The following is a 22,252-nucleotide window of genomic DNA, read 5'->3' on the forward strand; positions in this document are numbered from 1 at the left end:
AATGGAAGATAGAGAATTTTACGTACCATATATTGAAGGAAGTCTTGGCTCCAAAACCAAACGTGTTTTAAAACGTTTTACAATTATCGCTATTGGTCTTATTATTATTGCTGCTGTAGTGTTTAGTTTGGTTCAAAGACCTTTTAAAAATAGCACCTTCGAACTTACAAGTACTACTAAAATTACAGGAACATTTCATGAAAGTCCTTATCCAATGCTGCGCGTTAAAGTAGCAGACAATAGCTATAAAAATATTTTACTACTCGGTTTTGGTAAATCTAGCGCGAATCCTTTTTTAGAAAAGTTATTGGCTGAAGTACCTCATCTTAATGGTAGAAGACTAACAATTGAAGGTAATTTAATTTACTACAACGGAAAAACCTTATTACAGATTACTGATGAAGAAAAAGTAATTCTCGAAAATCAGAAAGGTAATACGCCTGTTAAAACTGCTTTAGCTGAAATGACATTACAAGGAGAGATTATTGACCCTAAGTGCTATTTTGGTGTAATGAAACCTGGTTATGGAAAAATTCATCGTAGTTGTGCTGTACGCTGTATATCTGGTGGTATTCCTCCGGTATTAGCAACAACAGATGACAATAATATTTCAGAATACTATTTGCTCACAGATTTAAACGGAAATGCAATTAACAAAGATGTCTTACCTTATGTAGGTCAACCATCCGAAATGAAAGGTACGGTTGAAATAATGGAAGATTGGTATATTTTAAAGTTAGATATTGAAAACTTGACGGTTATTAGTGAAGCATCAAACATTTACTCTACTGACATATAAAGTCGTTTTCTCTAGCATGAATATGAGCTTCTTCGCTACTCTCAACAATCAGCATAGGCAGCTTTGTAAAGTGTTTGAATAAGTTTTGTATTCGCTTCATCCGTTTTTTATGATTGACACTTCGAAGATATATTGCTAGTATTCGATTAGGGTATTTTTCAACGACATCCAAATAGATATCTGCGTCTTTTTCACCACAATCACCAATTAAAATGAAGTTTAAATCAGGATAAGTTTCTAATATATTATAAACTTCGTTGTACTTATGAGCTAGTTCTAGTTTGGGTGTTTTATCAAAAGGTGTGCGTAAATCTCTCAGTAAAATTGGGCCTTTAGGAAAATGATTGGTCTTCAAAAATAGCTCTAAGTATCTATACAAATTCCATGGACTATTGCTTACATAAAAAATCGGGTTTTTACCATTGTGTAGTAGCTCGTAAAACTTAGCGGTGCCTTCAAGAGCTTTTCGCTTTAGCGGAGTTTTAAAGAACGTGTTTACTATTACCTTCCATTTTAACCTTGAAGTAACACCGGTGTGTAGTATCGTGTCGTCTATATCACTTATTACTCCAAAATTAGCCGTAGTAGATGGGATAAGCATTTGGCCACTAAAGCAATTGTCTTGCTGAATTTGTCGTTTTAGTAATTGCGTTTCGTATTTAACATTATAATCTAGCCAGCCTTGTTCATTAGATGGCAATTTAAGTTGAGTTTCAGAATTATATTGGTAATATCCTTCCGCATCAGTCTTCAAATCAATCAATTCTCCACTGCACTCAACCTTTAAAGCTGTATTTCGAATCTCATCTGTTTCAAAACGTTTCCATGTGTTAACTAAAAGGCTTGTCCATTTTTTCTTTGATAAGTCAATGTCTTCGTCCTCCAAAGCACGACCTCTCAATGACAACTTATTTTTTGTGCCATAAGACAAAAAAGGAATAATTTGTAATGGATCTTTTTTTAGCATTGTTCAAAAATAAAAAAACCACACTTCCTTATGTAAAAGAAAGTGTGGTTTTTAGTTAAAAAGAAGAGTTACTATTTAGTAATCTCTACTTTCTTTATTTTACTTTTTGAATATACTTTAGTTGATTCAAAAGCTTTAAGTTTTGTTTCAACCTCAGATTTTGTTCCAGTAATCACTTTTTCTCTTACAACTTCTTCACCATTTTCACTTGTTGTATATGTAATTGTTGCTGTAGCTAAATCTCCTGCTTCAACAGTCATTTCAATTGTAACTTCATCCTCTAATTGTGCATAACCTTCCTCTGTATGACCACCTAAAATTGGAGCAATAACTAATCCTACTAAACACGTCAATTTAATTAATATGTTCATGGATGGACCAGATGTGTCTTTAAAAGGATCTCCAACAGTATCACCAGTAACAGCAGCTTTGTGCGCATCAGAACCTTTTTTCTCAATCTTACCGTTTACCATAGCTCCAGCTTCGAAAGATTTCTTAGCATTGTCCCAAGCGCCTCCAGCGTTATTTTGGAAAATTGCCCACATTACACCAGACACACATACACCTGCCATATAACCACCTAATGGTTCTGCTCCAAATATTAATCCAATCACAATTGGTGTAACAATTGTTATTAATCCTGGCAATAACATTTCTTTTAAAGAAGCCTTAGTAGATATCTCAACACACTTATCGTATTCAGGCTTTCCAGTACCTTCCATGATACCAGGAATGTCTTTAAACTGACGACGCACTTCTTTTACCATTTCCATTGCAGCTTTACCAACCGATTTCATTGCTAATGCAGAGAATACTACTGGAATCATTCCACCAACGAAAAGTGCAGCTAATACATCTGCCTTAAAAATATTAATACCATCAATACCTGTAAATGTAACAAAGGCAGCAAATAATGCTAATGCTGTTAATGCCGCAGAAGCAATTGCAAAACCTTTACCAACAGCAGCAGTAGTATTACCAACTGAATCTAATATATCTGTACGTTCACGAACTTCCTCAGGTAATTCTGCCATTTCAGCAACTCCACCTGCGTTATCAGCAATAGGCCCAAAAGCATCAATTGCTAACTGCATTGCAGTAGTAGCCATCATTGCTGATGCCGCTAATGCAACACCATAAAAACCTGCCAATTCATAAGAACCATAAATTGCAGCAGCAAAAAGTAATACAGAAGCAGCTGTACTTTTCATACCTACTGCTAAACCAGCGATAATGTTAGTTGCAGCTCCAGTACCAGAATTTTCAACAATATCATTTACTGGTGCTTTTCCTAGACTTGTATAGTAAGCCGTAACCCATGAAATTAATCCACCAACAGCTAAACCAATTAAAGCACTCCAGAATACATTTGTAGAACTAATTGTTTTTGCACCTTCGCCAAAGAAATTCATAGACATTTCTGCTGGTAACATCCAATCGATTAAGAACCAACTTGCAATTAATGTAATAATGATTGCAACCCAATTACCTGTATCTAAAGCCTTTTGAACTTGAGATTCTTTAGCTTCGTTATTTTTTATACTTACTAATAGTGTACCTAATATTGAAGCGATAATTCCAACACCAGCAATAACTAATGGTAAAAGAATTGGTCCCATACCATCGAAAGCTTCTGACACTTGACCAGCAGCACGCATATCTCTAAGTACATAATTACCTAATACCATAGATGCCAATACTGTAGCTACGTAAGACCCGAATAAGTCAGCACCCATACCTGCAACATCACCTACATTATCACCTACGTTATCTGCAATTGTAGCTGGGTTACGTGGATCATCCTCAGGAATACCAGCTTCAACCTTTCCTACTAAATCAGCACCAACATCAGCTGCTTTAGTGTATATTCCACCACCAACACGTGCAAATAATGCAATAGATTCAGCACCTAAAGAAAAACCTGCAAGTGCTTCTAAAACTACCGTCATATTATCGTAAAAAGAACCTTCACCAGTCATATACATATTAAGGAAAAGTATAAAGAAGATACTTAAACCTAATACAGCCAAACTAGCTACACCCATTCCCATTACTGTACCACCACCAAAAGACACTTTTAATGCCTTAGGTAAGCTTGTTCTTGCAGCCTGAGTCGTACGCGCATTAGCATCAGTAGCGATGCGCATACCAATATTCCCTGCAAGCGCACTAAAGATAGCACCAACAATAAACGCTAGTATAATGATATACTCGGTAGAAGGTACTAAATAGGCCACTACTCCTAATAGTATACTAGCTACTATTACAAATACTAGAAGTAATCGATACTCAGCACTTAAAAATGCGAGCGCTCCTTCTTTAATACTTGCTGAAAGCTCTTGCATGCGTTCGTTTCCTGAGTCTTGTTTTCTAACCCAAGCATACTTAGCTCCCATAAAGATTAGACCAATAATTGCCAATATAGCTGGCACGTATAGAATGTATTGTTCCATTTTAATTTTTAATTAGTTATTTAGCTGGGCAAAAGTAGTAAATTGATTACTAATACAAAAGCCCTTTTAAATAAGTATTTAAAGGGCTAATTGCATATAATAGTTAAGACGATTATATCTTAAAGTCTCCATTAATTTTGTGCTCGCTATTCTCATATCTTTCAACACATTTATTAAAAATAGCATAGGCTTCATCAGCATTTCCCCAACCACCAACATCAACTTTTTTCTTTTCTAAATCTTTATAAACTTGAAAGAAATGCGTGATTTCTTTTTTTCTGTGAGGATTTAAATCCGAAATATCTTGGTAGCTATTCCAAATTGGATCAGTAACCGGCACGCAGATTAGTTTTTCATCAGGTCCTTTTTCATCTGCCATATGGAATACTCCAATTGGTTTTACTTCAACTACACACATTGGAAAAGTAGGCTCGGTACCCATAACAAGCACATCCAATGGGTCGCCATCAAGTGCTAAAGTTTCAGGAATAAAGCCATAATCTCCTGGATACATCATAGAAGAAAACAACATTCTGTCGAAGCGTATCTTATTGAGTGTAAAATCGTATTCATATTTATTTCTGCTTCCTTTAGGTATTTCTACTAATACATCAAAGGTTAACTTTCCGTTTGCTGTCATGATTATCTATTTAAAAAAGGGGTGCAAATATAAAGCATTGTTTTATCTGAACAACTAAAAAACTGAAACTCATACAGAAATAATAGAATTAGTATATACAATTCTATCAAATTAAAGTAATTTTAGATTTCACATAGAAGTTACCCTAACCCATTGTAATGAAAACAATCCTATTACTATTTTCGCTTTGGATTACATTTAATTCAACTGCACAAGACCAACCTTTACAAGTCGGTGTCATTGGGCTTACGCACACCCATGTACATTGGATATTTGGTAGTGAACCAAATGGTGATATTAAAATTGCAGGTATCGTAGAGCCGAACAAAGTCCTTGCCCAAAAATATGCAGACCAATATAAGTTTTCAATGGATATCGTTTATGATACCATGGAAGAACTTGTCTCTAACACTACTATAGAAGCTGTAACTGCGTTCGGAACAATATACGACCACTTGGAAGTTGTTAAATTTGCTGCTCCAAAAGGCATTCATGTAATGGTAGAAAAACCACTTGCTGTAAGTTTAGAACATGCAAAAGAAATGGAAGCTTTGGCAACACAACATAACATTCACCTACTGACCAATTACGAAACCACTTGGTATCCTACCACTCACAAAGCTTATGAGCTAACTAAAGAGAAAGATGCTATTGGTGAGATTAGAAAAATAATAGTTAGAGATGGCCATAAAGGGCCAAAAAAGATAGGTGTAAACAGTGAGTTTTTAGAATGGCTTACAGACCCAAAAGAAAATGGTGGAGGAGCAATTACAGACTTTGGTTGTTATGGGGCTAATATACTCACTTGGCTAATGGAAGGTAAACGCCCAAATAGTGTTACTGCTATAACTCAACAATTACAACCTGAGAACAACCCTAAAGTCGATGACGAGTCAATTATTTTGTTGCAGTACGATAAAACCGTAGCTATTATTCAAGGGTCATGGAATTGGCCAATTGGAAGAAAAGACATGGAAATATATGGACTCCATGGTGTAATATATGCAGATAACAGACATGATTTGCGCGTGAGAATATCTGAAGGCTATGATGGCTATGACGAACAAGTCCTTAAACTTGAAGAACGTAAAACCCCTTTTAATGACCCATTTGCATTGTTATCTGCAGTTGTTAAAAACGAAGTACAACTTCATAAATTCGACCTCAACTCATTAGAAAACAACATGATTGTTGTTGAAATTTTAGATGCCGCTAAAGAAAGTGCACGGTTAAACAAAACTATTTATCTGAAAAAAGAATAGATAATATATAAAGACTAGAAAAAGAATCCAAAACTTCCGGTAACACCAAATCGTCTTGCATCTGGTAAATCAAGATAATTTCCTCTAAAATTAAAGTCAATTCGTAAAATCTTGAAGATATTGGCAACTCCAAAACTGTACTCATAATATACTTTTGAGTCTGGTGCTCTTAAAACAATCTCAGCCGGATTACCTGTTGTACTCAAGAGTCTATTTTCATCTGATAATTCACCCCAAACACCACGTAAGCCTAAAACAGCTCTAAGGTTGTATTTTTTAAGAAAAGGAATTCTAGAAAATATCCTGCCGTTAAAATTATGCTCTACATGTAAAGAGGTATAAGTGTCTGTTACAAACTCGTAAAAGTCCAGTTGTGGAAATGTATTATATATAGAGAAGAATGTCTGATTTCCTGGAACTACACTTAATAATGCTAGTGGTACTTCTCCAAAAGTCTTGCCAGCTTCCAGTGACGTCGTTAAACGGCCAAAACCACCTACTTGCCAAGGTTGTACATAAGATAACTGAAGCTTTGTATAGTCGAAATCACTATTTAAAAACCCTTCATCTCCACGACTAATTTGAGCAAATATTCGTGCAAAATTATCATTCTTTTCTAGTCGCTCAACACCGTAACCTGTCATCTGTCGCTTTGGATAATACCCAATAGACAAGCGTGTTTCAAACTGATTTACCTGCGATGAAATTCCTGTTGGAGAACTTGGGTTGTTATAATCAAGACTAAAGGTTGGAGACGCTGAACGTAGCTCCCTATAACTTCCGTCTAATCTAAAAACGACATTTTTAAAAGGCTCAATTGAAAATCCTAAATTAGTGAGATTTATATTGGTTAATCTATCATTAGCTCCAGTACCAATGACTGCAGATGAAGCTAAACTTCGCCCTAATACATCTGTTGAACTCGTTAAACTGGCTCCAATCTGTTCTACATCGCGTCGATTACCTCCGAAAATGGTGAGCCTACTTTTCTTATCTAGCAACCATTTTCCTGAAATACCGTATTTAAACTTATCGTCTCTAAACCCATAAGCCAGGAAACCTTCGAGTCGCCATAAATCGTTACGTCCAAAATAAGTGCGCCCTCCAGTCCTTAGTCTTAAACCTTCAACATCATTAAATCCAAAAGTTGAAAAAATTGGTCCGTAATCAAAGTTAATACTCGGAAACTCGATATAGCCTGAAGCCAATATAGTTCCTAGATTGTAAAGTCTCTTGAACTTCTTTACAGTCTTTAAAGTATCTAGCATGGTGTAAACACCTTTTTCATCTTTATTTAAGGCTTCTAACCTATTCTTTTCCCAAAAATCATCTTCCCTATTGTAGACATCTGCATCATAGTCATAAACTACTTTATCATAATATTTTGGGTCTTTAGGACTATCAAATTTGTAGTTATCGTATAAGGTGGTACGCTTACCATAAACACCACGTGACTTTTCCTTTTTATTTAATGCGAAATCGGATAGAAAATAATCACGTTTTATCAAAAATAAAGAGTCATTAAGTACATCAAACTCCTGCTCTATGTATATCTCTTTTACCCAATTGATATTTGCACTTTTCGATGCTTGGAGGTTTATCTCTTTAATAGCATACGTAGAATCATTTACCCAAAAATCGCCTTTAAACGTTAATTCGTTCTTTCGTCTAGGATAATAAATAATATTGTAGCACCATTTATTATCTATATATGCACTATCTGAAAGAACATAATTATAAGTTTGAATTCCGGTTCTACTTAATGGGCTAATAAAACTCTTATCGAAAAACTTTAAATAATTATCATAAACATTATAGTCTGAGTATAAATCATCTATAAAATCTATAATGATTTGATTATTACTAAAACCCGAGTTTTTATTTCCAATTAAATCCTCTCGTTTTTTATTTATAGTATTATCTCCTGAAACTTTCTTTACGGATTCATTTAGAAAAATAGGTAAGTAAGTTTTACCAGTAACTCGAGATGTATCGACTTCATTAAAAACAAATTCCATACCTCTAAAAAGTCTACTCTTAATTAACGCACTATCAATTGTATTTAAATCAAACTCAACTTTCTCGTACTGGTCGTACTCGTATTGTTTAAATTGTTTTAAACCATTTTTACGTTTTCGCTCCCAAATTTTCTTAAGAATTCTAATCGCTGGGTTTTCTGATGCTTTTTTAGATTGTTTACCAGTAACAATTACAACTGCATCTAATGCTGCAGCCTCTTCTTTTAATGTGAATTTTAAATCGTAATTAACACGCTTAGGTAACTGATACGTCAATATTTCGAATCCTAAAAAAGAGACCTCAACAGTGTCCCAATTTTCATCAGACTCTAGATAAAATCTACCATTTTCATTAGTAATTGTGCCAATTGTAGAGCCCTTGAATATCACATTTGCAAAAGCAACTGGTTGATTACTTTCATCAAACACATAGCCACTAACCTTGGTTTGTGCATAAGCAACAATAGATGTTAGGGTTATTAAAAGGAGTAATAATTTTTTTTTCATACTAAAAAACTTCATCAACTATTGTGCTAAGTTTTCATCACAACAGTAAATGAAGTTTATTTAACGCAGAAATCTGCAAATTATGTTATTTGTACATTACTTTTTTTACAGCCTTTATAACATCGGTATGGTTTGGTAACCATTCTGCTAATAAGACTGGAGAATAAGGAGCTGGAGTGTCAGCAGTATTGATTTTTACTACAGGAGCATCTAAATAATCAAATGCTTCAGACTGAACCAAATAAGTAATTTCAGTTGCGACATTACCAAATGGCCAAGCTTCTTCTAAAACAACTAACCTATTTGTTTTCTTTACTGAATCAACTATTGCCTTTCTGTCCATAGGACGCACAGTTCTTAAATCTATGATTTCACAAGAAATACCATCTTTTTCTAATTCGTCAGCAGCTTTATATGCTTCTTTAATTATTTTTCCGAAAGACACTATAGTGACATCAGTGCCTTCACGCTTTATCTCAGCTACACCTAAAGGAATAGTGTACTCACCTTCTGGAACTTCGCCTTTATCACCATACATTTGTTCACTCTCCATAAAAATCACTGGATCATCATCTCTAATTGCAGATTTTAATAATCCTTTTGCGTCATATGGATTAGATGGTACAACAACTTTAAGACCTGGTGTATTTGCAAACCAATTTTCGAAAGCTTGAGAGTGCGTTGCTGCAAGTTGACCTGCAGAAGCTGTTGGTCCCCTAAATACTATTGGGCATTTAAATTGCCCACCAGACATTTGTCTGATCTTAGCAGCATTATTTATAATCTGATCAATACCGACCAAAGAGAAATTGAATGTCATATACTCAACTATAGGTCTATTACCAGTCATAGTTGATCCAATAGCTACACCAGCAAAACCTAGCTCAGCAATTGGCGTATCAATAACACGCTTAGGACCAAATTCATCCAACATACCTTTAGAGGCCTTATAAGCACCATTATATTCTGCAACTTCTTCACCCATTAAATAAATGCTTTCATCTCTGCGCATTTCTTCACTCATTGCTTCGGCGATTGCCTCTCTAAATTGAATCGTTTTCATCGGTTTTCTTTTGTTAGAAAAGCAAAAATAGGAATAAAAGAAAAACTTTATTACTGAAATTAATTTAAAATTTATTATGCATGCATAGTAAATATTATAAAAAAAGTGATTATCTTCGTATCCGCTTTAATTTCGATCTATTTTTATTCGTAAATAACTGTAAATTAAGGTTTTAAATGAAAATTTACTATAACGTTTTCGTTGAAAACATAATATTTTAAAAAAGATAAGAATTATGAAAATTCTAGTTTGTATTAGTCATGTACCCGATACGACTTCAAAAATTAACTTTACTGATGGCGATACCAAGTTTGATACTAATGGTGTTCAATATGTAATCAATCCTAACGATGAATTTGGATTAACAAGAGCCATGTGGTTTAAAGAAAAACAAGGTGCATCTGTAGATGTAGTAAATGTTGGTGGACCAGAAACAGAACCTACATTAAGAAAAGCTTTGGCAATCGGAGCAGATTCAGCAATTCGTGTAAACACGGCTGCTACAGATGGTTATGCTGTTGCTAAGGAACTTGCCAATGTAGTTACCAGTGGAGGTTATGATTTAGTTATCGCAGGTCGTGAGTCTATTGATTATAATGGTGGTATGGTACCTGGAATGCTTTCTGCCTTAACTGGAGCAAATTTTGTTGCCAATTGTATAGGTTTAGAAGTTGATGGAACTAGTGCAAAAGCTGTTCGAGAAATTGATGGCGGAAAAGAAACCGTCGCTACATCTTTACCATTAGTAATTGGTGGTCAAAAAGGTTTAGTAGAAGAAAGCGATTTACGTATTCCTAATATGAGAGGTATTATGATGGCACGTAAAAAACCTTTAAATGTTGTAGAACCAACTGGTGCAAATGCTGAAACTGCTGCTAGTAGTTTTGAGAAGCCAGCACCAAAAGGCGCTGTAAAACTTGTAGAGCCTGATAACATAGACGAATTAATTAATTTACTTCATAACGAAGCCAAAGTAATTTAAATTTTAAAAAAGAAGAAGATGTCAATTTTAGTATATACAGAATCAGAAAACGGAAAATTAAAAAAAGGAGCTTTTGAATGTGTTTCTTATGCAAAAGCTATTGCTGATGAAATGGGAACTGGTGTAACCGCAGTTACTATAAATGCAGAAGATGCAGGAACATTAGGCAACTATGGCGCTTCCAAAGTTTTGGCTATAAGCAATGGTGATCTAGATAAGTTCAATGCAAAAAAATACGCATCAGTTTTAGAACAAGCTGCTAAGCAAGAAGGATCTAAAGTTGTTGTTGTAAGCTCTAGTGCAGACAGTAAATATTTAGCACCCTTATTAGCAGTTGGTTTAGAAGCTGGTTATGTATCTAACGTGGTAGAAAAACCTTCAAGCTTATCTCCTTTTACTGTAAAACGTACTGCTTTTACAAACAAAGCTTTTGCTAATACAGAAATCAATACTGATGTAAAACTTGTAGGTGTTTCAAATAATTCTTTTGGATTAGTAGAGTCTGGTGGCTCTGCTTCAGTTGAAGATTTTTCGCCTTCAATTGCCGAATCTGGAGTTACGGTAGAATCTGTTGATAAAGTTGCAGGCAAAGTAACTATTGCAGATGCTGATATTGTAGTTTCTGGTGGACGTGGACTTAAAGGTCCAGAAAATTGGGGATTAGTAGAAAACTTAGCAGAAGTATTAGGTGCTGCAACAGCATGCTCTAAACCAGTTTCAGATTTAGGATGGCGTTCGCATAGTGAGCACGTTGGGCAAACAGGTAAGCCAGTAGCAACTAATTTATACATAGCTATTGGTATCTCTGGAGCAATTCAGCATTTAGCAGGTATTAGTGCTTCAAAAGTAAAAGTTGTAATTAATACAGACCCTGAAGCACCATTCTTTAAAGCTGCTGACTACGGAATTGTTGGAGATGCCTTTGAAGTTATCCCAGTTTTAACCGAAAAACTAAAAGCGTTTAAAGCTCAAAACGCATAATTTTTAGTAACTTTATTACACACAAGAACTGTTTAGATGATACCAGTAGTTGGTAAATTCAAAATTTAAACAGTTCTTTGTGTTCTTTAACATTCCGAATACGATAGACCTTCTTAGAATGTAGATAGTATTGATATTTGGATATTAAACCTCTCGATTATCGAGCAATTATGAGTTTAGTACGCTTAAATATAAAGGGCATTTCTTATAGCCAGACCCAAAATGGCGCTTATGCTTTAATATTAAATGAAGTTGATGGTGACCGAAAATTACCTATAGTTATTGGTGCTTTTGAAGCACAATCTATAGCCATAGCTTTAGAGAAAGAAATTAGACCGCCACGTCCGCTTACTCACGATTTATTCAAAAATTTTTCTGACCGTTTTGACATCGTTGTGAAGCAAGTTATTATCCATAAGCTTGTAGATGGTGTATTCTATTCTAGTCTTATTTGCGAGCGCGATAATATTGAAGAAATTATTGATGCACGTACCAGTGATGCCATAGCACTGGCGTTAAGGTTTCAGGCACCTATATTCACTTATAAAAACATCTTAGACAAAGCTGGAATTTATCTTAAGGTAAATCCTAAAAAAGAAGATGATGAATCTCAAGACAGTATTTTGGTTGATGATTTAATTGCCGAAGAAATTGAAACAGCTGCACTTGGTGATGATGCCTATAAGAATAAAACACTAGAAGAACTTCATACATTGCTAGAAGAAGCAGTTAATAATGAAGATTACGAAACCGCTGCTAAACTAAGAGACGAAATTTCTAAACGCTAAATCAACCTAATCAATGAAGCATTTTTTACTAGCTATTACAGCTATTTTTTTTGGATTACAGCTTAATGCTCAGGAATTAGAAAAAACATGGGGATTCGACGCTATAGAAAATGAAAGTGGTGAAACATTATTTGAAATCAATGACTCTGATAAAATTGAACTCAAAAATGGTAGATTTGAATATTCCCTTTTAGCGAAAGACAGTTTACAAGCTTCGGGCGATTATCACTATCAGAATAATTTACTTGTTTTTTACTACAATACCCCAAATGATACGATTAGGAGATATCGTATTGAAGAACTCACAGATTCTACACTTGTTTTTAAAGAGAAGTCAACAACTTATAAGTTTAAGTACTCAGATAAGGTTGAAGCCGTTCAAGCTGATAGCAACGTAGAATATTTTGGCAACGAAATCATTCCAAGTCAAGGTTTTTCTTTTGACAGCTTATGGCGTGGAATTTTGGGAATGCTGGTTTTAGTTTTTATAGCGTATTTATTTAGCAGCAATAAAAAAGCAATAAACTGGAAAACTGTTGGTATTGGCCTTTCTTTCCAATTATTAATTGCTATAGGCGTATTACGTGTCGGTTTTGTAAAAGCAGCATTTGAATGGGTAGGAAGTTTGTTCGTTAGCATTTTAGACTTTACTAGAGCTGGAAGTAAATTTTTATTTGAAGGCTTGGTCGTCGATATGGACACGTTTGGTTTCATCTTTGCATTTCAAGTGTTACCAACTATTTTATTTTTCTCTGCACTAACATCAGTATTATTCTATCTAGGCATCATTCAAAAAGTAGTAAAAGCAATGGCTTGGTTACTATCTAAAGCCTTAAAAATATCTGGTGCTGAAAGTTTAAGTGTTGCCGGTAATATTTTCTTAGGACAAACAGAAGCGCCATTACTTATTAAGGCGTATCTAGAAAAAATGAATAAGTCTGAAATCTTGCTGGTAATGATTGGTGGTATGGCAACCGTAGCTGGTGCTGTACTAGCCGCATATATTGGATTTTTAGGAGGTGATGACCCAGAATTAAGGTTATTCTATGCAAAACATTTATTGGCTGCATCGGTTATGGCAGCTCCTGGAGCAATTGTGATTTCGAAAATCTTATTTCCTCAAACTGAAGATATCAATACAGATGTTTCTGTTTCTCAAGAAAAAATTGGAGCCAATATTTTAGATGCTATTGCTAACGGTACAACTGAAGGCTTAAAACTAGCTGTTAATGTTGGCGCTATGCTATTAGTATTTGTCGCATTTATCGCAATGATTAATGGCGTTTTAGGTTGGGTTGGAGATGTAACATCATTAAATACTTGGATGGCTGCAAATACACCTTATTCGTCCTTTTCTCTCGAAGCAATATTAGGTACAGTTTTCGCACCTTTAATGTGGTTAATAGGCGTTGCCTCTGAAGATATTATGATGATGGGACAGTTATTAGGAATCAAATTAGCAGCGAGTGAATTTGTAGGTTATATTCAATTAGCAGATTTAAAAAATGTGGCTAGTGCTACACACTTGACTTATGAGAAATCAGTAATTATGGCAACGTATATGTTATGTGGTTTTGCCAATTTCGCTTCTATAGGTATACAAATTGGCGGTATTGGTTCTTTAGCTCCTGGTCAACGTAAGCAGCTATCTAAATTTGGAATGAAAGCACTTATTGGTGGTACAATAGCCTCACTAATTTCTGCGACTATTGCTGGTATGATTATCGGCTAGTGACGAATCGCCACAGATGCATCTTGAATAGTTTTTCGTAAGACATATGGTTAATAACTTTTAATATCATTAAAAGCCTTGAACTTTATCGTTTAGGGCTTTTTTTTATTTTTAACTTCAATAAAATGACGACTATACATGAAGCAGTATCATGATCTTGTAAAGCATGTTTTAGAACATGGAAACGAAAAAGGCGACCGCACAGGCACTGGCACAAAAAGTGTATTTGGCTACCAAATGCGTTTTGATTTGAGTGAAGGTTTCCCTATGGTCACTACAAAAAAATTACACCTTAAATCTATCATATACGAACTACTTTGGTTTTTAAAAGGGGATACAAACATTAATTACCTTACTGAAAATGGTGTTCGTATTTGGAACGAATGGGCAGATGAAAATGGAGATTTAGGACCAGTTTATGGACATCAATGGCGCAATTGGAACAGCGAAGAAATCGACCAAATAAAAGAGGCCATCGAAACTTTAAAACATAATCCTAATAGCCGTAGAATGTTAGTGTCTGCATGGAATCCTTCTGTTTTACCAGATACTTCTATTTCATTTTCAGAAAATGTAGCTAATGGAAAAGCAGCACTACCGCCTTGTCATGCGTTTTTTCAGTTTTATGTTGCCGATGGAAAACTTTCATGCCAGCTATATCAGCGTAGTGCAGATATATTTTTGGGAGTTCCTTTTAATATTGCTTCTTATGCATTATTTACCATGATGATGGCTCAGGTTTGCGGATATCAGCCAGGAGATTTTATTCATACGTTTGGTGATGCTCATATTTATAACAATCATATGGAGCAGTTAGAGTTACAACTCTCGCGTGATCCGAGGCCTTTACCAAAAATGATACTTAATCCTGAAGTAAAAGATATTTTCGATTTTGACTTTGAAGATTTTACTTTAGTTGATTACAATCCACATCCACATATTAAAGGTGTAGTTGCTGTATAGTATGCAAAAACTGACAATTTTAGTTCTTTTATCTTTTTATTTTTGTGGGTTTTCGCAAAAGTCTACAATTAAATACAATAGACCATTCGTCATCTTTGAGGGTTGTGATGATGCCGTTGACAAAGAGAAATGTTACACTACTAAATCGTCAGAATTTATCTTTAATCAGTTATCAGATTCACTTAAAACTAAACTGATAAAAAAATCAAAGTCTGACACAATTACACTTAGTTCAAGATTATACTTTGATGAAAAAGGTTATGTTTTAAAAGACCTGTCTAAGCTATATTCTTCTGTAGATAGCACAACTAAAGATGTAAACTATTTAATTAAAAAGTTCCCACAAATCAAACCCGTTTTAGATGAATTTGACCGAGGTGTTGCAAGCAATGTCACCTCTTTTTATGGATTTAAAATTGATTCATCGAGAACTGACTTAGAATTAATTCCTGATTTTGAACCTACTGACGTTCCTTTTGAGTTTTTAGGCAAGCTTCCTGTTTTTGAAGGTTGTAGTGAACAGTTAAATGATGAAGACGCATTCAGGTGTATGAATTATAAGCTCATGAAATATATTCAGGAAAATTTTAGAGGCGATTTAATAGCAAGTGCTGCTGGATTATCTCCAGGAGTTAATTCAATATTTTTATTTTTTAAAATAAATACTGAAGGAAAAATTGAATTGAATTATGTAAGAGCTCCAGACCCTATGCTCGAAGCTGAAGGTATACGATTAATTGCAGGCATGCCGGATGCAAAATCTCCAGGAATGTTAAATGGTAAGGCCGTTAATATTCCATTTTTTCTGCCTATTAAATTTGTGGTAGAAGGTGATAATAAATCAGAAAAAGAGAAGAAAAAGTCCAAAAGACGGAAGAGAAGAAAAAAATCTTAAACACAGCGCCTTTAAAAAGGCGCTGTTCTAGATAAAAGCTTTCCTTATAAATTTATAACACTATTATCAGCTGCAGCAAAATCGCTCCAAACATAAGCATCAGCTGCTTCGTCATTGATGTAAGTTCCATCAACAACATATCTAAACTCGTAAGATTCATCTGCTGGTAAATCTAGAGTTGTTTTAAATGTTCCATTTTTTAATTTCTTTAATTCAGTTGCTTCAGTATTCCACTGATTAAAACTACCAACAACAGACACAGTATTTGCTTCTTTTGCTGGAACAGAAAATGTAACCTTACAAATTGGTTTGCTTTTTAAATATTGTTTTTTAATAGCCATAATAATCGATTTAATTTTGGGTTAAAATTATAAAAGAAAAAATCACAAATTCTAGTTTTAATACACAATAAGAAAAGAATTATGGCTTTGATAAAACGAGATGCTTTTTTAGTTGAAATTGATATTTTGAAAGGGGAAATATTACGAGATTAATAATCACTCTAAACCGTTATTAAGTCTTGATTTTCAACTACATCGATGTCGAAAACTTGAGCAAAAAATTACGACATCGATGTAGTAAAAAAAGAAGTATCTTTACTTTACAAATTATTACAATGTTCGGTAAAAAGAAACAAACAACTTCTATAGATAAAGACCAATTAGAACTCATTGAAAATGCCCAAAAACGCATTCGTCAAAAAAAACGCTTATACGTTCATTTTGTCGTCTTTTTAATTGGTGCTGTATTTTTAATCATTGCTAATACCATTCTTGGTATCGGTGAAGATTTCACAATTGCTGGTGTAAACTGGTTTGTTTATGCTATTCTAGCATGGTTATTCCTTTTTGCTTATCATTTTATAAATGTATTTATCACTCATAAGTTCATGGGTAAAGATTGGGAAAAACATCAATTGGAACGCTTGGTATCGAAGCAGCAGCAACGTATAGATGAGATTAAAAAGACACTTATAAAAGAGGAGACTGAGATGGCTAAATCTCAACTATTTCAAGACCAAGATTCTGCTGCAAATCTTGACGAAAAAAAAAAGACTAACTTAACTATAATTGTTGCTGCTGGTGAAGATAATGCTATCGGTAAGGATAATGACCTCATCTGGCATTTGAGTGATGATCTTAAACGTTTTAAGCGCCTCACTAACGGACATCATATTATCATGGGCCGAAAGACTTTTGAAAGTTTTCCTAAACCACTTCCAAATAGAACACATGTCGTCATAACACGTAAAACAAATTATGAGGCTCCAGAAGGTGTTATTGTCGTGAACTCGCTAGAAGAAGCTATCGATGCTTCAAGTAGTGACAATAATCCATTTGTTATTGGTGGTGGTGAAATCTACAAGCAAGCCCTTCCTTTAGTAGATAAATTAGAGATTACAAGAGTACATGCTAGCTTTGAAGATGCAGATACGTTTTTCCCGACTATTGATGCTCAGATTTGGAAAGAAGTTAGCCGAACAACTCGTGATGCAGATGACAAACACAAATACGCCTTTTCATTCATAACTTATGAAAGAAGATAAATTGCTTAAATACTAAGGCAACTTTTTACTTGATTTTTACGTCTTCATAATTGTAGATTCTTTTTTATAACTTGAATCAAATTTTAATTATAACTGTAACAGTTACGATATACCATCGTCTTACTGAAAACTATCAATCAAAACATATCAACTAATGAGCACACTCAAAATCTCTAATTTATCAAAAACTTATCCTAATGGTGTAAAGGCATTAGATAACGTTAGCCTAGAACTTGAAAACGGAATGTTTGGTCTTTTAGGACCAAATGGCGCCGGAAAATCTTCTCTAATGAGAACTTTGGCCACCTTGCAAGATGCAGATTCTGGAACAGCAAGTTTAGATGACATTGATATATTAAAACAACCTGCCGAACTAAGAAAAGTATTAGGGTATTTACCACAAGAATTTGGAGTTTATCCAAGAATTACGGCAGAACAATTACTAAATCATATTGCGGTACTAAAAGGCATCACCAACCCTAAAGAACGAAAGTTATTAGTAAGGTATCTTTTAGATAAGGTAAACTTATTCGATAAGCGTAATAAATCAGTAAAAGGATTTTCGGGCGGTATGAAACAGCGTGTAGGTATTGCGCAGGCGCTTATTGGTAATCCTAGACTTATTATTGTGGATGAACCAACAGCTGGTTTAGATCCAGGTGAGCGTAACCGTTTTTATAATCTCTTGGCAGATGTAGGTAAAGATGTCATTGTTATTTTATCTACTCATATTGTGGATGATGTGCGAGAATTATGCACTAAGATGGCAATAATGAATTTTGGCGAAATCGTATTTCATGGTTCTCCACAAACGGCTATTGATGATTTAGGTGGTAAAGTGTTTCAGAAAATAGTAAGCAGAGACAATTTAAAAGACTACGCTAGAGATTACAAAATAATATCTAACAAGATGGTTGGTGGACAACCATTAATACATGTATATAGTGAAGACCATCCTAGCAATGGTTTTGAGCAAGTAACTCCAAATTTGGAGGATGTTTTCTTTTCAAAAATCAACACGTCTAACGTACTTGTTTAATCATCATTAATCCTATATATCATGTTTAAGACATTTTTTCTTTCGGAATTAAAGTATACACTTAGACAACCTATGGTGTATATTTTTATGCTCATATTAGGTTTGATGGAGTTTTTTGCTACGGTAAGTGACAACGTTCAAATCGGTGGTGCAATTGGTAATGTTTATAGGAATTCTCCATATACATTAACTATTCATATTACAGTATTTAGCATTTTTAGCTTACTAATGGCTGCCGCTTTTTTTAACAATGCAGCACTTAGAGACCATAATAATGAGTTTAACGAAATATTATTTACGACACCATTAAGTAAACCTGGTTATTATTTTGGACGCTTTTTTGGAGCATTATTCATCTCTACATTACCATTAGTTGGTGTTTTCATAGGGATGCTTTTAGGAACCTACCTCAACTCTATTTTTAATTGGATAGACCTTGAGCGCTTTGGTCCATTCTACCTAAAAACTTTTGTAAATAATTATCTATTATTTATTCTACCCAACATGTTTTTAGCAGGCACTATAATTTTTGCTATGGCTAATAAATGGAAAAGTACGGTCATTTCTTTTGTAGGTGCTTTAGTTATTATTGTCGCCTATATTATTGCTGGTTCGTTTGCTTCAGATGTTGATAATGAATCTATAGCTGCACTTACTGACACCTTTGGTATACGAACATACTCTATAGAAACTAAATATTTTACGCCTGTCGAGAAAAACACGATTAGTCCTAGTTTTTCTGGCTTATTGCTTTATAACCGTCTAATATGGATTGGTGTTGGATTAGTCGTATTACTAGGTTCATACTTTAGTTTTTCTTTCAGACAAAAGAACAAAAAGGTTAAAAAGGAAAAAGAAAACACTTCAAGATCTGAAACGACTTATATAATTCCAGAATTAAATCCTGCATTTAATGGTGCTACCAATTGGCAACAGTTCAAAAGCTTTTTCTACACTAATTTTTTAAGCATCATTAAAAGCGTAACCTTTAAAATTCTTTTCTTATTCTGTGTTATAATTCTAGTGGCTGATCTATCTGGAGGTTTTGAATATTTCGGACTACAATCTTATCCGGTAACATACAAACTCATTGATTCTATTAAGGATAATACAGATATTTTTATCATAATTATTGTGGTGTTCTTTAGTGGTGAACTTATTTGGCGTGATAGAGATAATAAGATAAATGAAGTGATAGATGCCACTGCGCATACATCATTTATTTCTATGGCTGCAAAGACATTATCTCTAGTCAGCATAGCAACCATATTAAATATATTTTTCATTGCTATTGGTGTTATCTATCAATTGCTAAAAGGATATACTCGTATAGAGCTAGATGTTTATCTGTTAGACTTCTTCTACGATAACCTGCCCTTGTTCTTTATCTTCGGTGCAGTTACGATTTTAGTACAAGTACTATCAAGTAATAAATACATCGGTTACTTTATTGCTGTTTTAATTTTACTAGTTTGGGAGATTATTCTAGGTATTCTTGATATTAATTCTAATATGCTAGATGTTGCTGGTGGACCATCTGTCTTCTATTCTGATATGAATGGTTTTGGACCTGGAGTTAAAGGTGCGCTTTGGTTTAATTTATATTGGGCGTTGCTTGGTATATTAGCCCTGTTAATTGCTGGTGCTTTATGGAACAGAGGTTCAAAAAGTTCTCTAATAAGTAGAATAAAAACTGCCAGACAAGAAGTTCCTAAAAGCTATAGAGGTGTTATTATAATAGCTACTGTTGCATGGTTAGGTGTTGCAGGTTTTGTGTATTATAATAGCCAAGTCCTTAACACCTATAGAACTGGTGATACCTTAGAACAATTATCTGCTGATTATGAGAAGAAATATGGGAAATATAAAAACGTCTCATCTCCAAAAATTACTGAAGCTAAATATTATATAGACATATTCCCAGATGAAAGAAACATCCATGTAAAAGCGGAGTTAGAAATTACGAATGCTACTGATAAACCTATGGATTCTGTTCATGTTTATAATCAAAATGAATGGGACACCAAGCTCGTAATTCCTAATGCAAAACCGGTTTACAAAGACTCTACATATTTGTTTACAATTTATAAGTTGTCACCTGCATTACAACCTGGAGATACCATAAAAATTGATATCGATAACAAGTACACGACCAAAGGATTTAAAAATGGTAGAGGTAATACAACTATAGTTAATAACGGTACATTTTTTAACAATGGCAGTATGCTTCCTACATTTGGTTATAACGAAGGTTATGAAATTAATGATAAAAATACTCGTAAAAAATACGATTTACCTGAGAAAAAACGCATGCCAGACTTAACTCCCGGAGTTACAGATTTACACATGGGGAATTACATTTTTCAAAAGCAAGGCGATTTTATAGATGTTGAAACCATAATATCTACCTCTAATAGCCAAACTGCTATCGCTCCAGGTTCTTTACAAAAGAAATGGGAAGATAATGGTCGAAACTATTTCCATTATAAGACAGATACACCATCCTTAAATTTCTATTCGTTTATGTCTGCAGAGTACGAAATTGCGACACGCAATTGGAATGGCATTGACATTGAAATATATCACGATAAAAAGCATGCTGTTAATATAGAAATGATGTTAGATGCCGTACAGCGTTCTTTAAAATATTTCACAGAGAATTTTGGTCCTTATTATCATAAACAAGCTCGTATTATTGAGTTTCCTAGGTATAGTAATTTTGCACAAGCATTCCCTGGAACTATGCCATATGCTGAGTCTTTTGGGTTTATCATTAATCTTGAAGACGAAACCGAAAACAACGTCATTGATGCCGTAATAGCACACGAAATGGGTCACCAATGGTGGGCACATCAGGTTATTGGTGCATACATGCAAGGCAGTACGATGCTAAGCGAAAGTTTCTCTGAATACTCTTCATTAATGACCTTAAAAAGCATTACTGAAAATCCGATGAAAATGCGTGAGTTCTTAAAGTATAATCACGATAGATATTTACGTGGAAGAAGTGGTGAACGTCTTAAAGAATTGCCATTGTACAAAGTAGAAAATCAAGGATACATTCATTATGGAAAAGGAAGTGTTATTCTTTATGCATTGCAAGATTATATTGGCGAAGAAAATGTGAATACCGCAATGAAGAACTTCCTTGAAGAGTATCGTTACAGAAATACACCTTATCCAAGTACGCATGACTTTTTACGTCATTTAGAACCTCAAGTTCCAGATTCCTTAAAGTATCTTATAAAAGATTGGTTTAAAGAAATTACACTTTACGATAATAGACTTAAAGACGCTACTTACAAAAAGTTAGATAACGGAAAATATGAGGTGAAGCTCGACATTGAAAGTTACAAGATTAAATCTGATAGCTTAGGTAACGAAACCAGAATAACTATGGATGATTGGGTTGATGTAGGTTTCTTTATGGATAGTGAAGAAGAAGAATTATACGAAACACAACGTTTAAAATTTAATAAAGAAAAATCGTCATTAACCATTGAGTTAGATTCACTTCCTGTTAAAGCGGCAATCGACCCAAGACATATTTTGATTGATCGTGTTTACAAGGACAATATTAAAAGCATAAGTTTAGAAGAATAACGTCTATTATTTCT

Annotated in this window: 17 protein-coding genes; 11 read left to right on the plus strand and 6 right to left on the minus strand. The window is 34.3% G+C overall.

Annotation, left to right across the window (positions count from 1 at the left end; all coding sequences use genetic code 11):
* Position 1: 1 nt before the first annotated feature.
* On the plus strand, positions 2-799 hold the full coding sequence (locus ED556_RS12335) for a hypothetical protein (protein WP_296324274.1): 798 nt from the start codon (positions 2-4) through the stop codon (positions 797-799).
* Here the strand turns inward: ED556_RS12335 and ED556_RS12340 are convergent.
* From ED556_RS12340 to ED556_RS12350, 3 genes are all read right to left on the minus strand, one after another.
* Entirely contained in the window at positions 786-1,766 is a 981-nt protein-coding gene (locus tag ED556_RS12340; protein ID WP_296324279.1) for a phosphatase domain-containing protein, read from the minus strand. The two genes, ED556_RS12335 and ED556_RS12340, sit on opposite strands and share 14 nt — an antisense overlap.
* Before the next feature lie 71 nt (positions 1,767-1,837).
* A complete protein-coding gene (locus tag ED556_RS12345; protein WP_296324281.1) occupies positions 1,838-4,219 on the minus strand; it encodes a sodium-translocating pyrophosphatase in 2,382 nt (793 codons plus the stop codon).
* Positions 4,220-4,331: 112 nt separating this feature from the next.
* Complete coding sequence (locus tag ED556_RS12350) at positions 4,332-4,859, minus strand: inorganic diphosphatase (RefSeq protein ID WP_296324284.1); 528 nt, start codon at positions 4,857-4,859, stop codon at positions 4,332-4,334.
* 158 nt (positions 4,860-5,017) lie between these two features.
* Here ED556_RS12350 and ED556_RS12355 point away from each other — a divergent pair, with 158 nt between their 5' ends.
* Positions 5,018-6,121, plus strand: a complete 1,104-nt coding sequence (locus tag ED556_RS12355) for a Gfo/Idh/MocA family oxidoreductase (RefSeq protein WP_296324287.1) — start codon at positions 5,018-5,020, stop codon at positions 6,119-6,121.
* Between the two features lie 14 nt (positions 6,122-6,135).
* On the opposite strand, the gene ED556_RS12360 is transcribed toward ED556_RS12355, so the two are convergent.
* A complete protein-coding gene (locus ED556_RS12360) occupies positions 6,136-8,646 on the minus strand; it encodes a DUF5686 and carboxypeptidase-like regulatory domain-containing protein (RefSeq protein ID WP_296324290.1) in 2,511 nt (836 codons plus the stop codon).
* Between the two features lie 85 nt (positions 8,647-8,731).
* A complete protein-coding gene (locus tag ED556_RS12365; protein WP_296324293.1) occupies positions 8,732-9,709 on the minus strand; it encodes a pyruvate dehydrogenase complex E1 component subunit beta in 978 nt (325 codons plus the stop codon).
* A 235-nt stretch (positions 9,710-9,944) separates the two neighbouring features.
* On the opposite strand from ED556_RS12365, the gene ED556_RS12370 reads away from it, so the two are divergent.
* The 6 genes from ED556_RS12370 (at position 9,945) to ED556_RS12395 (ending at position 16,050) form a co-directional block, all read left to right on the plus strand.
* Positions 9,945-10,691 (plus strand): electron transfer flavoprotein subunit beta/FixA family protein, encoded by a 747-nt coding sequence (locus ED556_RS12370; protein WP_296324295.1) that lies wholly within the window; start codon positions 9,945-9,947, stop codon positions 10,689-10,691.
* Positions 10,692-10,709: 18 nt separating this feature from the next.
* Positions 10,710-11,672 carry an electron transfer flavoprotein subunit alpha/FixB family protein gene (locus ED556_RS12375; protein ID WP_296324298.1) on the plus strand — a complete coding sequence of 321 codons (963 nt, stop codon included), beginning with the start codon at positions 10,710-10,712 and terminating at the stop codon, positions 11,670-11,672.
* A 170-nt stretch (positions 11,673-11,842) separates the two neighbouring features.
* A complete protein-coding gene (locus ED556_RS12380) occupies positions 11,843-12,460 on the plus strand; it encodes a bifunctional nuclease family protein (RefSeq protein ID WP_296324301.1) in 618 nt (205 codons plus the stop codon).
* 13 nt (positions 12,461-12,473) lie between these two features.
* On the plus strand, positions 12,474-14,192 hold the full coding sequence (locus ED556_RS12385) for a nucleoside transporter C-terminal domain-containing protein (RefSeq protein ID WP_296324304.1): 1,719 nt from the start codon (positions 12,474-12,476) through the stop codon (positions 14,190-14,192).
* 138 nt (positions 14,193-14,330) lie between these two features.
* Positions 14,331-15,155: a thymidylate synthase gene (locus ED556_RS12390; RefSeq protein WP_296324308.1), complete on the plus strand. Its 825-nt coding sequence runs from the start codon at positions 14,331-14,333 to the stop codon at positions 15,153-15,155.
* 1 nt (position 15,156) lies between these two features.
* Positions 15,157-16,050, plus strand: coding sequence for a hypothetical protein (locus ED556_RS12395; protein ID WP_296324311.1), 894 nt, complete (start codon positions 15,157-15,159; stop codon positions 16,048-16,050).
* 44 nt (positions 16,051-16,094) lie between these two features.
* Here ED556_RS12395 and ED556_RS12400 read toward each other — a convergent pair whose 3' ends face one another.
* Entirely contained in the window at positions 16,095-16,391 is a 297-nt protein-coding gene (locus ED556_RS12400; RefSeq protein ID WP_296324312.1) for an isoamylase early set domain-containing protein, read from the minus strand.
* A gap of 275 nt (positions 16,392-16,666) precedes the next feature.
* Here ED556_RS12400 and ED556_RS12405 point away from each other — a divergent pair, with 275 nt between their 5' ends.
* The 3 genes from ED556_RS12405 to ED556_RS12415 all read left to right on the plus strand — a co-directional run bounded on the left by ED556_RS12405 (position 16,667) and on the right by ED556_RS12415 (position 22,238).
* Positions 16,667-17,596, plus strand: a complete 930-nt coding sequence (locus ED556_RS12405; protein ID WP_296324315.1) for a dihydrofolate reductase — start codon at positions 16,667-16,669, stop codon at positions 17,594-17,596.
* Between the two features lie 154 nt (positions 17,597-17,750).
* Positions 17,751-18,635, plus strand: coding sequence for an ABC transporter ATP-binding protein (locus ED556_RS12410; RefSeq protein ID WP_296324318.1), 885 nt, complete (start codon positions 17,751-17,753; stop codon positions 18,633-18,635).
* Between the two features lie 21 nt (positions 18,636-18,656).
* Positions 18,657-22,238 (plus strand): M1 family aminopeptidase, encoded by a 3,582-nt coding sequence (locus tag ED556_RS12415; RefSeq protein WP_296324321.1) that lies wholly within the window; start codon positions 18,657-18,659, stop codon positions 22,236-22,238.
* Positions 22,239-22,252: the final 14 nt, after the last annotated feature.

This window comes from Winogradskyella sp. (genome assembly GCF_003712105.1).
Taxonomy (GTDB): domain Bacteria; phylum Bacteroidota; class Bacteroidia; order Flavobacteriales; family Flavobacteriaceae; genus Winogradskyella.